Source organism: Chryseobacterium sp. Marseille-Q8038 (assembly GCF_965111995.1).
Window position 1 is genome coordinate 328,632 of sequence record NZ_CBCOPN010000001.1, and the last position, 14,700, is coordinate 343,331.

Annotated in this window: 9 protein-coding genes; all 9 read left to right on the top strand. The window is 35.7% G+C overall.

Annotation, left to right across the window (positions count from 1 at the left end; all coding sequences use genetic code 11):
* Positions 1 to 87: 87 nt before the first annotated feature.
* The 9 genes from ACWPWS_RS01465 to ACWPWS_RS01505 all read left to right on the top strand — a co-directional run bounded on the left by ACWPWS_RS01465 (position 88) and on the right by ACWPWS_RS01505 (position 13,094).
* Complete coding sequence (locus tag ACWPWS_RS01465; RefSeq protein ID WP_454045252.1) at positions 88 to 942, top strand: hypothetical protein; 855 nt, start codon at positions 88 to 90, stop codon at positions 940 to 942.
* Between the two features lie 564 nt (positions 943 to 1,506).
* On the top strand, positions 1,507 to 2,244 hold the full coding sequence (locus tag ACWPWS_RS01470; protein ID WP_454045253.1) for a hypothetical protein: 738 nt from the start codon (positions 1,507 to 1,509) through the stop codon (positions 2,242 to 2,244).
* 666 nt (positions 2,245 to 2,910) lie between these two features.
* Positions 2,911 to 4,215, top strand: coding sequence for an ATP-binding protein (locus tag ACWPWS_RS01475; RefSeq protein WP_454045254.1), 1,305 nt, complete (start codon positions 2,911 to 2,913; stop codon positions 4,213 to 4,215).
* 75 nt (positions 4,216 to 4,290) lie between these two features.
* Positions 4,291 to 4,860: a hypothetical protein gene (locus ACWPWS_RS01480; RefSeq protein ID WP_454045255.1), complete on the top strand. Its 570-nt coding sequence runs from the start codon at positions 4,291 to 4,293 to the stop codon at positions 4,858 to 4,860.
* Positions 4,857 to 5,297: a lysozyme gene (locus ACWPWS_RS01485; RefSeq protein ID WP_034699532.1), complete on the top strand. Its 441-nt coding sequence runs from the start codon at positions 4,857 to 4,859 to the stop codon at positions 5,295 to 5,297. Before ACWPWS_RS01480 ends, ACWPWS_RS01485 begins: the two co-directional genes overlap by 4 nt.
* Before the next feature lie 320 nt (positions 5,298 to 5,617).
* Positions 5,618 to 6,460: a hypothetical protein gene (locus ACWPWS_RS01490; RefSeq protein ID WP_454045256.1), complete on the top strand. Its 843-nt coding sequence runs from the start codon at positions 5,618 to 5,620 to the stop codon at positions 6,458 to 6,460.
* A 13-nt stretch (positions 6,461 to 6,473) separates the two neighbouring features.
* Positions 6,474 to 7,493 carry a hypothetical protein gene (locus ACWPWS_RS01495; RefSeq protein WP_209783871.1) on the top strand — a complete coding sequence of 340 codons (1,020 nt, stop codon included), beginning with the start codon at positions 6,474 to 6,476 and terminating at the stop codon, positions 7,491 to 7,493.
* Positions 7,493 to 12,073 carry a hypothetical protein gene (locus ACWPWS_RS01500; RefSeq protein WP_454045257.1) on the top strand — a complete coding sequence of 1,527 codons (4,581 nt, stop codon included), beginning with the start codon at positions 7,493 to 7,495 and terminating at the stop codon, positions 12,071 to 12,073. Before ACWPWS_RS01495 ends, ACWPWS_RS01500 begins: the two co-directional genes overlap by 1 nt.
* A 478-nt stretch (positions 12,074 to 12,551) precedes the next feature.
* Complete coding sequence (locus ACWPWS_RS01505) at positions 12,552 to 13,094, top strand: peptidoglycan-binding protein LysM (RefSeq protein ID WP_309512346.1); 543 nt, start codon at positions 12,552 to 12,554, stop codon at positions 13,092 to 13,094.
* Positions 13,095 to 14,700 lie beyond the last annotated feature (1,606 nt).

Here is a 14,700-nt window from a genome sequence, read left to right on the forward strand (position 1 = left end):
AAAAAGCAAGAGTTCCGAATTTTAAAAACATAACAAAATAATCATTGTACCCAAAGGCAATTAAGCTGTAAAGAATAATAAAAAATCATGGAAGAAAATAAACCGACCACAAGAGCCCAGTTAAAAACCTATTTTGAAACAGGTAAACATCCTACACAAAATCAATTCTCGGATCTGATTGATTCTTTAAGACATAAGGAAGATGTTCTAAACAAAAAAGAAATGCTAATCTTTGCTAATAATCTGGCAACTATTGATAGTGCATTTATTTACTATTTTGCAAATAGTGTTGGAGATTTAGAAATCCAGGTTGCGGTAACCTCACCGGATGAAGAAGATCAGCTGATCACCCTAAGAGATTCTACAAAAGTAGGTGTAGTGAGACAATACTTATTGGGAAGCGCACCTTATACAATTAAAATAAAAAAAATATCAGAAGGTAATTTAGGAGAAACCGAATACTATAGTTTTGGGTATCAGTTAAGTGAAAGCTATTATATCCGTAGATTATTTGGAAACAATCTGAATACTATTCCTGAGGGTTTTGATTTTGGAGAATTGAAGAATGGCAGACTACCCATTGAAATTACTAAAATGGATAATAATGCAAGAATCAATATTGTAAATACAAGTATTAAGTTTATCAACAGAACTGAAGTGCCTATCCAATATAGAGCATACTCACAATACTGGGGTAATGAACATGGAGATAAAGATACCGTTACCGATCATTATGATGCATGGGACTTTTTGTACATTGCTTATAATGCCGATCTTCAAACAAGCAGTCAGAACGTACAGTGCGATTTGTATGATGCGGATACTAACACTCTTGTAGCCTCAGGATATTTGTATGCCGGGCAAAGTCAGGAAAATTGGTGGGGTGGCCAGGTAGATAAAGTCAGAAATATTAGGATCGAGTGTAACTATGCTTCTAAATAACAACTAATGGTTTTAAAACAGAGTTACTGCAGCTACAGACAAACGGGGGCAAAAAACTTTGATAAGAACAATAAAGTGATTAATTTTGAACTGTAAACAAAACATAGCAATTGCTATTATATAAAACAATAAGCCGTATTCTATCAATATAAAAGACCTTGAGATCACAGGACGGCAGAGAAGTAATCCATTATATTCTCATTACTAAAAATACAACCTCAATCGGTAAAATACACTGCAATGGAAGTTTTTTTCCATTGGAACATCCGGAAGGCGGAATGAAGGGTTGTCACATCTATTTTTTTTGAAAGTAAATAATAAATTCTGTGAAAACGGAAGGTGGAAATGCATTGCATAAACTTAAAAAACAAGAGTCATTGATTTTAGGTGTAATAAATTGTTTATGAGTGAGATGTGAGTTACTGCAGCTACAGGATGAAGAGCGCGGAAAACTTTTATAAGAACAAAAAAAGTATCAATTTTGAACTTTACATCACAGCCGGGAATCAGCTCCAGAAAGCGGTTATAGTAAGAACATAAGCCAACAAAGAAAACTAAAATATCATGGAAGAAAACAATATATTAACCCCAAGAGAGGAGCTGAAAACCTACTTTGAAACCGGTAAATATCCTACAGAAAGCCAGTTTGGCCGATTCATAGATAATTACCTCCATTTAAATGAACTTAATTTCGGACTGGATGTAAAGGCATCAGCAGAATGGACCTCAAAATACTATCATTTCTATCAGGCCGGAAACGTTGAAAAATCGGGACGAGGACACATCAATCTGGAAGCAGAATCCGGAAGTGAGCCACAGAAAATAGATCATTATGTACATGCTTTCAGCAGAAGTGTAAGTTATAAATATTTAAAGGTAAAATTATCAAATGAATTAGATATTGATAAGTACAAGCCTAAGATTATTATAAAACGTTACAAACAGAAAAAAAAGGTCAGGAATGGATTCAAAGATGCAGGTTATTACAGGGAACAGCAATTAGATGCAATCTCCCTGGGCAGAATGTCCGAATACCCTGTAACATCTAAAGAAATGATTCTGGATATCAATCCTATTAATTATTTCAGACCTGGATCACAGTTCAATGAGTTTTATCCATCAGGAACACTTACCAGACCTGGTTCATTCAGACATACGGTTCATCATAGAAAACCATTTTCTCTTATTCAGATGCTTTTGGAAATTGAGATCAATGGCAAAAAATATACATCGTATCCCGTTAATATAAAAATTATTTTGGGACGGGACTATAACGATTTGGTTAATTATATTATTGATTAATCACAAACATACCTCAATCGGAGAGATTCTCATTGGCAGGACACCTTTTAGCGCATGAAATCCCGGAATTTTCTGATGTATAAACATGAGAATCTCCTCCTGGAAGCAGAATGGCTGGTCTTAAGATCTGTTGTTCTCTTTCAAACGCAGATTAATTCTTTAAAAAGAAGGACTCCAATGATGGAGCGACTTTCCAGAAGCAGCTGCTGTGCCGGCTGTGGAGAGACACTCAAATGTGAGCAACTTTCCGGTTGAGATTTCTTGAAATCAACTACGAAATACCATGTAATCATCCTTGAGATGCTGCATGATAGTAAAAAAACATACAACATACCTCAATCGGAGAGATTCTCCTTGGCAGGACACCTTTTAGCGCGTGAAATCCCGGAATTTTCTGATGTGTAAACATGAGAATCTCCTCCTGGAAGCAGAATGGCTGGTCTTAAGATCTGTTGTTCTCTTTCAAACGCAGATTGATTCTTTAAAAAGAAGGACTCCAATGAAGGAGCTACTTTCCAAAAACAGCTGCTGTGCCGGCTGTGGAGAGATACTCGAATGTGAGCAACTTTCCGGTTGAGGTTTCTTGAAATCAACGACAAGATAAGGGGAAGCATCTTAAAAGTAAAAATGATGCACTACACCGGATCTTAAAAAAGATAAAAACCCATGGAGTCAGAACAATTACAAAAATTATTTACTCATTTAGAAAAGGTTATTACATGGCGTATCAACAATCCTTCAGAGGATTTTAATGGAGGAGCCCCTGAATTTAATACCAGTAACCATGAAAATTTTCAATTAGGAGGTTATATTTCAGGGAAAGAGCTTGCCCATCAGGAAGTTGTGATTCTTTTAATGGCTTTATTGCCCCGATTGGATCCCGCATTGCTGAAACGCATTTACCTGGAGCTTCCGGGGAGTGCGCTGTTTGACTTCTGTTCAACCAACGATAGCGGCAGGCTCTTTTATCCTACCATTCAGGCAGTCCAATACGTTTTGGGAGGAGACAGTATTTCAGAACGATTGAAAGCTCTGGATTATTTCGGCCCGGATTCAGTTTTGAGTAAAGAAGAACTCATCGTTTTTGCAGGTTCAGCCCATGAAAACAGTCAGATCAATGTTCATGAAGAAGCTTTTAACAAAATCATGTTTGGCTCGGAATTATTACCAAAAATGAGCAATGATTTTCCGGCAGAACAGATACTCACACGCCGATCATGGGAAGATTTAATACTTCCTCAAACTACGCTGCAGGAGCTTAAAAGTATTGAAGCATGGTACAATAGCAGCCGGATTCTTATGGAAGATTGGAACATGCAGACCAAACTTAAACCAGGGTTCAGAGTGTTGTTTCATGGAGAACCGGGAACAGGAAAGACTCTTGCGGCCAGCCTTTTAGGGAAATATACCCAACGTCCTGTTTTCAGAGTGGATGTTTCTATGCTGGTCTCAAAGTATATCGGAGAAACCGAAAAGCAGTTAGCGAAGCTGTTTAACAAAGCAGAAAATAAAAACTGGATTTTATTTTTTGATGAAGCGGATGCTATTTTCGGAAAAAGAACCTCTGTAAAAGATGCCCATGACAAATATGCCAATCAGGAAGTTTCTTATTTGCTGCAACGTATAGAAACATTTTCAGGGCTTATTATTCTGGCTTCCAACTTTAAAAATAATATGGATAAAGCCTTTACACGACGCTTTCACAGCTGTATACAATTCAATAATCCAAAACATGAAGAGCGTCTGCGTATCTGGCAGCAAAATTTACCCGAACCATTACAACTTGAAGATATTGATCTGGAACAAATTGCCCAGCGATATGAATTAACCGGTTCTAATATTATGAATGTCATACAGGATGTAAGTTTAAAAACAATTGCATTAAAAGAACCTGGCTACAAAGTAAGTTTAGATATGTTGCTGGATAGCATCAAGAAAGAATATGTAAAAGAAGATAAAATCTTTATGTAAAACTTGAATGTCAACGAGATTTCCCGGAATTAAAGAATTCAAGATAAGCCTGTTCAATTTTTAAAACTAAAACTCATGAAAACAAAGATTCTTTTATTGCTCATATTGAGCAGTCTCATGCTGGGCTGCAGGAGTAAACACAAAATTACAGCTACTTATAAAGAAAATACAAAAAATACAGAAAAAATAAAAGCTGATTCTTTAACCCTTCAAAGCTCACAATCAACTCAAAGTAGATCAGATGAGGGGTTGCTGAAGGAAGAGAGAAATGAAATATCCGGAGATTTATTGATTAAAGGGAAATCTGATGCGTCTAATCCCTTTGTTTTCCATAACGTGGTAGGGCGTGATACCATTCAACGTATTTCCATTGTGGGAAATGCAGAATATTCCATCAGCAGCTATTATGCAAAAGTCAACCATGAGAAATCAGAGGTTAAAAAAGAAGAAATTACCCATGTTGCTCAGGATGTAACCCAGAAAACAAGTTCAAAAGAAACAGTCAAAGAAGTGGCTTCAAATGTCTCTGAAGAAACAAAGGAAATTCAATCAGATGGATTGGAAATCCTGGCCTGGATTTTCATTACGATTATTGGAATCACTTTAGTACTCATCTTTTTCACCTACAAATATTTTAAGATATGAAAACATCACAAAAGGGAATCAATCTGATTGTGTCATTTGAAGGCTTCAGTTCAAAACCTTATCTGGATTCTGCCGGAATTCCCACAATAGGATATGGCAACACTTACTATCCGGGAGGAAAAAAAGTAACCATGAAAGATCCCGCAATCACTAAAGAAAAAGGAATAGAGCTGTTTTCATCTGTTTTACCAACTTATGAAAAAATTGTCAACAGTAAAATTAAACTGAATCTTACTCAAAATCAATTTGATGCTCTCGTATCGCACACTTACAATACCGGAGGATCAGATGGACTATTTTCTTTGATTAATAAAAAAGCAGAAGAGCAGGCCATCAGAAATTGGTTTACCACGAAATACATTACGGCTGCCGGAAAAACCTTAAACGGGCTCATCCGCAGAAGAAAGGCTGAAGCTGATCTGTTCTTTTCTAAATAAACAATTTCTACCTAATAGTGGGAACTTTAAACCATCTATTATCATTGGTAAATCTCCAAAGTCAGGTGTGGCCTGCTTTGTTCCGGCTTCAAACTGCTCATACAGTTCAAATTTCAAACAAAGATGTTATAGCATCATTGTAATATTTTGAGATCACAAAAGTGGAATCAGCTTCATGGATTCTTTCTAAGTGAATGCATAGGCCTATAGCTTCATCTGCAAGTATATGGACTTCTTCGCTCCTTTAAAATGTAACGGATAGAAATAATCTTAGCCTTTCCCAATTATCAATTTTATCAAAACTAATTATCAATTATCAAATGAGTACACCATTACATACAATTTTCAGTTGGTTTGAAACGGGAGATTTTCCAACAGAAACCCAGTTTAAAGACACGTTTTTATCTTTTTATCACAAAGATGACTTAATCCCTATGAAAGGTATTGAAGGATTTGAAGAGATCTTTCAGTTATTTGCCAGTGCAGAAGCATTTCAGGAACACTTAAAAGACCCAAAGGCTCATTCGGAATATCTGGCTTTATTGAATGCCGGTAACCTGACTGCAGCGCATGTGGACAGCTGGAAAAGCAAACTTGGAATCAACAATGTTGCTACCATTGACGGCTCTGATCAATTGGGGAATGCATACACGAAAATACAGGTAAATAGTTTTGTGGATGCATTGAAAGGTGCTGATAAAGACCTGGCCCTTGAGATAGAAAATATTAGAAACATATTATTATCTAATGATTTGTCTTTAGATGAGCTTCAGGAAATAGTAGACTTCATTAAAAAAAACCGTGAAGATATTGAAGCTTTAAAAGCTCTTCCCATAGGAGAATCAAGTGAAGATAAAGTAAAGCTGTTATTGGACTACGGTTGGCTAGACAGCCCAAAAAATCAACAGGAATTTAATAAGCAGATCTATGATAAGGTTTTGCTGATCTCACAAACAGCTACAAGTACCGTAGTGCAGGTTACCGGAAGTGCAGTATTTCCCAATACCCTTGAAACGGAAAATGTGATCATTCAGGCCCGGGACAGTGTTACCGGAAAAAAAATAAATATTGACGATTATGCAACCAATCAAACCATCGAGATTAAGATGTTGGGCGACCTTGCTAATCCGATTAACATTCTCATTTTAAAAGTTAAACCATAAAAAAATAAAAACTATGAACAATAACGCAGTAATCAGTAATAATGCAAATCAGGATAATTTTTTCGGGGAATTACAACGTACCCGTTTTCAACAATTTACTTCATTTCCCAGTACGGATGGTGTTCCTGCAGGGTGGGTAATTGATTATAATGGACAATTGCATCAATGGAATGGAACCGAATGGATTAATTTGGCTGAAAATTATGTACATCCGGAATATCCGCTGACTAATAATCCATTTCAGACCAATCAGACAAGCGGGCTTCTATTGCTAAGTCAGCTCCTGACCAATAGTTCAGGGCATGTTATTAAAGTAGCAGGCCGAAATCTTACCAATGCAGATATTGTTTCTATTGTTGTGAATGATGCTATTCAGTCAGGTACCTTTACATGGTCATCCTATAAGATTAAAACTTATGTTGAAAATTTCATAGGACAAAGCCTTACAGGAGCATTGATCTATCAGCCGGGAGGTTATACCCCTTCTACTGTTGAAGGTTCAATGACGATGCCATCACCTGCTACAGCAGCAGTAATTAAAACAGGAATGGTATGGGTGATTACAGCAAATGGATGGGTGGGCAATGAACCTGTATCTGTGGGTGACCATCTTATTGCCAATACCGATGATGCTTACAATATCCCTAAAAATTATCAGATTATAGAAAAAGGTATTCCTGATATTGTAGACGCTACAGATACGGTAAAAGGAGTGATCCAGATCGCTACAGATATTGAAGCTATTGAGGGAATCAATATTACTAAAGCAATGACTCCAAAATCTACGAAAGCTGTTTTGGATGCAAAAATTAAATCCCAAACATGGCATATCGGAGATGGAGCGTCCGTTTCTTTCCCCATTACCCATGGCTGGAATACCGTGAATGTTGATTATATCTGTTATCGTAATGCTGATAATAGAAAAATAAATGTAAGCTGTGTGGTTATATCAGAAAATGATGTACAAATAGATGTTTTAGCACCTCTTACCCCGAATGAATATAGAATTACTTTAACTGCAAGACTAGACTAATGATTGCTCCTGAATATTTTAACAATCATATCGCCGTAGAAGGCGAAATAATTGTGAAAAGTGTTCCAAACGATGCAGGTTCTGTAATGGTTTGGAATTCTGTAACGAAAAAAATCAGCACAAGAACCCATGCGGAAATAGTTTCTGATTTAAATTTAGTAACAACTAATACCGAGCAAGAGATATCGGCAAGAAAAACATTCTCAGGAGCTACCGGGAATGCTTATAATGCAGTTGCTTTAGAAGTAAGAGGTAATGGTACATCTGATACAATTTATCCTGCAATTTCTTTCCATCAGCCAGGTCTTTATGCCGGTACATTGCAGTATAGATCAAACGGTTATCATTTTATGAATATCAATGGCAATGCTTTTGATAACGTGAGATCTGCCGGGTATTATAAAGACGGGTCAGATAACGGAAGATTCCTTACGGGAGGTGGTGGAGATTATGATTCCCGGGGAAAAGAAGACTCCTGGTATCATTCCGGAAGAAATTTCCCGCAGGGTACATTCATTGAAACTGATGTAGATTATTCTGTAGACTATGGAGATCAGTTTCTTTTAGAGATTAAAGGGAATATGTACGGCACAGATCAGCCTTTAGATTGTAAGATTCAGGGCTATATCTATAACGGGACTATTATTTCTCATAGCGGTTATTCTACATTACATTACTGGAATTCGATTACTGCCTTAAACTTAAATGGTAAACTTTGTTTTTGGTTTGCGCAGTTATCTTACTGGCAGGGGTTTGATGTAAAAGTAACAGTTGGATATGGAGGTTTAGACCAAGGTAAAAACAGAGTTACTTCAGTGTCGGATCATCCGGATCCGGGAGGTATAAAAAGAGTTCAGATCAATCTTAAACATTTACTCACTAAAGAAGAATTAGTTGCTGGTAATACATTTTGGGAGAAGAAAGACACAGGCGGCTATTGGGCATTAGATTCCGATAGACCTATAGCCGGACTCAATGGAAATGGGGCGCAGACAATTTTATCTGGTGGTTTATTGGCCTCTTCTGCTTATACTGACTCTCAGTTTATTCCTGCATATGGTATCCATTCAAGAGGTTTTGTGCAAACAGATGAAGGTTTTCAAAACAGGTTTTACAAAGTAGATGAAAGAAATAGAATCTGGTCATTTGCAAACGCAGATACTTATGGACTTTCTTATTATCAGGGAAGTGCCAATAGCCTGAATGAGGGGATAGGTTTCCATTTTGGAGATCCGGATCAGCCTACCCATTTTCTGGGAAGATCAGGTCAGATTTATTCTAGCGTAGGTATTTATTCTAATTCATTTACTACAGGTAATAAACAAGTTTTAAATTATAGTGGACCTTCTACATTATATATAGGAAACCCTACCATTAATACTATTGTAGAATCTAATAATAGTGATATAATACATTCTAAAAATGGAGTAAATGGAGTGGTTTGGGATGCCCATAACTTAGATCCGTCAACTTTTGTTAATGCATCAGCTCTAAATAATTATGTTTCTTATAATGGAGCAACACAGGATGTAAATCTTGGGGCAAAGGATTTAGAATTTGATGGCGGAGGATCTATAAGTAAACACCAGAATAATGTAAGGATATTTAATAAAGTTTATCAAGGGAATTATGGTGAGGGAGGACACACAGGTATTTTAGCGATTAAAATGCCACAAGCCTCAACAGAGCATGCTATGTTTAGTGTTGATATTAATATTTATGGATATGAAAATCAATACTTAGGAAAAGTAAATGTAGCTTTCTATAAATATGTATCGGGAACTCTGGTTTCTAATGGTTCAAAAGCCCTATGGGAAGTCACAGATAATTTCCCTACTACGACCGCAAGAATTGGGATTGGAACTGATGGATATGTTAGTATTTTATTAGGAGAATCGAATACATTCTGGAATGGATACTTCTCATTTGAAGTCGCTAAAGTAGAAGTTAAATATGGGAACTATAATCTTGACTGGAATGTAGGATGGTCTCATGCAATAGAACCTAACTTTGATTTATATCCTTCCAATATCATTGTGTTACCTTCTGATGTAGTGGCTACAAGAAGTTGGTTAACAAATTTTGCAGACAGCAGCTATATTCCAAAAGCGGTTCAGCTTAATGATAACTTCAATAGTCTTGGAGGGTATTCCAGTTCCGGAGTTTATAGAGCGAACAGTAATGCAGGAGGCGTTCAGCATTTGTACAGTCCTATGTTGCACATGGGTGCCCAGGATACCACAGCACAGTTGCAGGTAAAATATAATGATACGAATGCAGACGCAGGAGAATTAGTCTATAGAAGTGGGTATAATGGTAATTGGACGCTATGGAGAAGAGCCTGGGATAATGTAAACTTCAAACCAGGTGATTATCAGACAAGAAATACAGATGAAATTATCTCCGCAGCGAAATCCTATTATAACAGAATACCTTTCAAACTAAAAAATAGTTCATATAAATCCTGGTCAATTCAGAAACCTACCAATAACAATTTAATATTGGCACCTTCTGTTACCAATAATGCAGAAGATTGGGATTTGGGCAATAGGGTAGAATTCACTGATGCTGGTCAGGTTTTATCAAAAGGTTTTAATAAAATCGGGTATAATGATAACTATATCTTAACAGCAGGTGGTGGGCAAAGATTAGCCTCAGACTTTGTATCATCTTCAGAATTAGGAAACTATCTCAGAAAAGATGGCGGTACTATGACAGGAGCTTTCAATATAGAGACTCCAGCTATGTTAGGTAGATGGAAAAGTACGGCACAAACAGGGAATTATTTAACCTGGCAAAAGTATGATGGATCTAAAGATATAGCTTATATTGGAGCTGATGGAGATTCGGCCTCAGGAGGTGGAGCAGGAGATAGTTTTGCAATGAGAGCTGTAAATGGGGGTGACCTATTATTAAGTTCAGATAGTGGTGTTGTTAAAATTCAAGGGGGTATTCCTTGGACGACTAACAATTTAAATCCTGCAGAATATTTAGCGAAAAGAGGCTTACATCAAGATGCAACCACAGTAAAAACTGATTATCCTTTAAGTGTTACAGATTGGGCGACAGGTAACGGATTCCCCACTACTTATGGTAACTCTTTACATATTGCAGGAAATAATACATGGTATCATAGAATAGATTTTCCTTTATTCGGCAATCACTTAGAATATTGGCAGGCTGTCAATACAACAACCATGACGAAAAAAGGAAATATTCCTTTATTGTCAGATGGAGAAGCACTTTGGACTAATAATAATTTTAATCCAGATGCTAAAGTTAATTCTGCTGAAAATGCTCAAACTTTAGGATTCTCAAGTGGTTTGTCAGCAGGTGCACCTTACATCTATCATAGAACAGATGGTTATGTATTCCTGGCTACTCAATCCTGGGTATCGTCTAATTTTACGAGTCAGACTCTGTCTATTCAACCTGAAGGAGAAGATGGTCAATGGATAAATCTGACCAATTCAAATGGAGTTTTAGCTTCCAATTATTTTATTACATCCAGAGATGGTTCAAGAGATCCGAATACAGTTGTTGCCCCAAATGGCAATTCCCGTAGAGTTAGATTTGACTTTATTAATGCTGGATCTGTTGGAGGCTCCGGAAATTATGCGGGTGTAATGACTTACGCTCCATGGGATGGCACGTCTGCATCCACTGGGGATTCTTCATACCAATTGGTTTTTGCCAATCAAACCGGTATAAATGGAGAAGGAGTACCAATGCTTAAAATCAGAAAAGGTATTGATGATAAGTGGTCTAAGGCATGGTATAAATTATGGAGTGACGCAGATTTCTCACAAAATAATATTGATAGCTGGAATTATATGTCCAATAATGGTATCATTGTAAACCAACAATTTACCCATCAAACAGGTAATGGATTAATGGTTGTTGATAATTATAATGGTGGAGAATCCGGTATATATAATGAAAAAGATAAATTCTATTTAGCTGTATTAAAAGATGAATATTATAAATATTCAAGCAGTTATAAGGGCTGGGAAGGTATTAATTTCAATAGAGGAAGTAGAAATATTGGTATCGGTGCACCCGCTAATGGTTCACATAAAGTAAATGTTGCAGGATCAGTAAATGTTTCAGATTCCGTAAATGTTGGGAATTCAGTACATGTTTCAAATTCAGTAGACGTTGCTGGTTCAGTATATGTTGGGGATTCTGTAAAGGCTATTCAAAACTTTAAATCCGAAAATGAAGAATCTAATACTTTATTTATTCCGGACGGAAGTTTATCACGCCTTGATGATGAGATTATCAATGAAGACTCAAGAATGAGATTGTCTCATGGCATGATTGAGCAGCAGCCAGGAACTCAATATTATGACTCTGATAATAGAATGCTTGTCATTAAATGTGTTTATGGCGAACACTTCTACTTAGGAAAAGTTTTCCGAGGTCAGAGAATATTGGTGTTGAATGCTAGTGATAATGGGCAAGGATTCGACATAAAAAGCGCAGGGTATTCCTATAAAATACCACCGTATAGCTCTATCCAATTATTTGTCTGGGATGAAAATACAGTTTATAAATATGCAGAAAATAAGATGTATTAAAACTGGAAAGCTCAGAATCAAAAGAATATATAGCATATAAAAAATGGCGTCACTTGCTTTAAAGTGGCGCCATTTGACTTTTTGGTGACCAAGACGAGCGTATCTTCAAACACTTTTGTCACTGATTGGGTTCGTTTAAGTCAAATTAAAAAAGAATTGCAAAGTTCATTTTTTAATATTCGATTAAGAATTAAGAATAAATTTTAGGAGTTAAAAAAATAGTGCCCAGCCATGAGTAATGACATCAGTTACCGGGCGGTCAACAATTTTCTTAAGTATTACGTTGCTGGTAACAGTAAAAGATCGTAATAAGAATTAATGCTATCAGATTGAGTATCTGTGAACTGTATGATGGTAATACTTAATCAATGATGAAAAAGTCTTTGGTAATGTCAGATAATGTTATTAAATTTATAAATAGTTCTGAATTTTGAATTCTGAATGACAATAGTATTACACCTCACTAAATTTATTAATCATGAAAAAGCAAATCTTTATCATTGCGCTGTCTCTGGGAGCAATTGCCTTAGGAACCAACCAGGTTAGGGCACAAAATTCAGAGCAGGTGAGTACATCAGTAAATATTATTTTATCGGACGTTATTGCAATGGACGTTGGCTCTGTTGCTTCAGAAGGTGCTGTAGATTTTAATTATGGGAGCACTAAAGACTATAATTCATCAAAAAATGTAACCGTTCCCAACAGTTTAGTCATTATTTCCTCTAAAAATTTTGATGTAAAAGTAAAATCTGAAGGCGCCCACTTTGTAAGTGGTGCCAACGTAATTCCTGTAAATGTATTACAGGTAAAAGCAATACCGGGCGGAAGTTTGGTGGGAACCCTGAATGAGGTCACTTTATCTACAACTGATCAGGTGCTGGTGAGTAATGCAAGTTTAGGAACCAAACAGTCTTTAAATATTGCATACTCTATTTCGGCAGAAAATGCCTCTAAGGTCCTTCTGGGAAAACCACAGGGAACCTACACACAAAAAATAACTTATACTGCCACTGCATTGTAAGTAAATACAATTCTTCAAATGGAAGAAAACCTCAATGCCAAATTGCACCCAAAGGTTTAGACAAAATTAAATAATCTTTTTGATGACAGAAAAAGTTTCGATATTCTGTCGGACTCTTTCCTTCTAAATTAAGTCTATCCTGTCATTATTAATAGTTAATATATTGATGGATTTCTTCTTTTAATTCATATTGGTTGAATTTTTCAGATAAAACATTTCAGATTTTAATGTTCCAAAATTCTCTATTGCCGCATTATCCAAACAATTCCCTTTTCACTAGTACCACTTTGGATAATTCCTTTTTGTTTCAAAATATTTTTTGATAAGCTTCATTTGATATTGCCAACCTAGTCCCCGGAAAAATTAGGTTCTATATTTCTTTGTTTTCCTACAAAACTCTTTTCGCATATTAATAATTTGTGCAAAAACTATGGCTTTTCTGAAAACAAAAACATAATTTCTCGATAAATAAGTCGATGATAGGAGACCAGATATAGCTTGTTTCCAAAACATTTTTATTAAGAACTCGCAATATCGGTAGCCCATTTTTGAGTTAGGATAATAGATCAGTCTAAAGTTTCTTTTAAGAATATTCAGGGCTATTTTTCCTTCATTCTCCTGGTAAGATCTGTATTTTTCACCCAAAGATTAAGCTTTTCAGCTTAAGTCTTTCAACAATCTTTTGTGTTTATGATTGATAATTTCACACCCTGATTTTTAGTTCAGAGTGATTCTTCTATATCCAAATCTTCTCACTTCTTCTTTTGATAAATTAATTGTTATGTCAGCTTTTAATATGAGTATCTTTATCTCATGCATCCTACGAGCTATAAATGAAATGTGTAAAAATATTCTTGCCAACATGAAACAATTCATGTCTTTGCTAAGTATACTTTGTATGCTCTTCGATGGCTTTTTGCTTTTTTGCTGGCTAGAGCTAGACGTCCTTTTTAGATAATCAATCTCTGCTCTAGCTTTTCATTTTCAAGTAAAGTTCTTCTTTATAAATGTCAAAACTTTAACCTCAGATTTTCCTTTTTTTATCTTTTATTTAACTCATATTATCTGAGTCTTTCCTCTAGTTTATTTTCTAACCCTAAAATGCCACTTTTCTCCCTTAATTCTGCTGCCAATTTAAAATACTAGACTCTTACCTATAATGAAACTTTAAGCATGCCTATTTAATGGAAAGGTGACTTTCTAGTCTTTGGATTGTAAACTTTTCAGCTTTAAAATTGACATCTAAACTCTGTTATGGATGAAGAGACTTATAGAATCCATGTTGATTATAGTATTTAACCCATTGTTTTAATATAGTGCTGATCCCTAATTCTTTGTAACCAAATCAGACAAATGTCTTTGTAAAACCTTAACAACACAATCTGTTTTATTCTATTCTTCACTTTGAATACCATACTAAAAAATGCTAAGAAAATTGTTTGGGGGCAATCCTCTAAAAGTATTGAGACTTTATGATATATATGAATAAACCTACTATGATTTTAAAAAGAAGAAAAGAAAGAAAGAAAGAAAAGAAAAAGAAAAAAAAAAAAAAGAAAGAAAGCACTTTAAAATATAATGACACCTTTTCCTGCAAAGAAACTTT

Coding starts and splice junctions, on each gene's coding strand:
- ACWPWS_RS01485 (WP_034699532.1), top strand. CDS start 4,857: ATGAAAACATCACAAAAGGGAATCAATCTGATTGTGTCATTTGAAGGC.
- ACWPWS_RS01465 (WP_454045252.1), top strand. CDS start 88: ATGGAAGAAAATAAACCGACCACAAGAGCCCAGTTAAAAACCTATTTT.
- ACWPWS_RS01470 (WP_454045253.1), top strand. CDS start 1,507: ATGGAAGAAAACAATATATTAACCCCAAGAGAGGAGCTGAAAACCTAC.
- ACWPWS_RS01505 (WP_309512346.1), top strand. CDS start 12,552: ATGAAAAAGCAAATCTTTATCATTGCGCTGTCTCTGGGAGCAATTGCC.
- ACWPWS_RS01490 (WP_454045256.1), top strand. CDS start 5,618: ATGAGTACACCATTACATACAATTTTCAGTTGGTTTGAAACGGGAGAT.
- ACWPWS_RS01500 (WP_454045257.1), top strand. CDS start 7,493: ATGATTGCTCCTGAATATTTTAACAATCATATCGCCGTAGAAGGCGAA.
- ACWPWS_RS01475 (WP_454045254.1), top strand. CDS start 2,911: ATGGAGTCAGAACAATTACAAAAATTATTTACTCATTTAGAAAAGGTT.
- ACWPWS_RS01495 (WP_209783871.1), top strand. CDS start 6,474: ATGAACAATAACGCAGTAATCAGTAATAATGCAAATCAGGATAATTTT.
- ACWPWS_RS01480 (WP_454045255.1), top strand. CDS start 4,291: ATGAAAACAAAGATTCTTTTATTGCTCATATTGAGCAGTCTCATGCTG.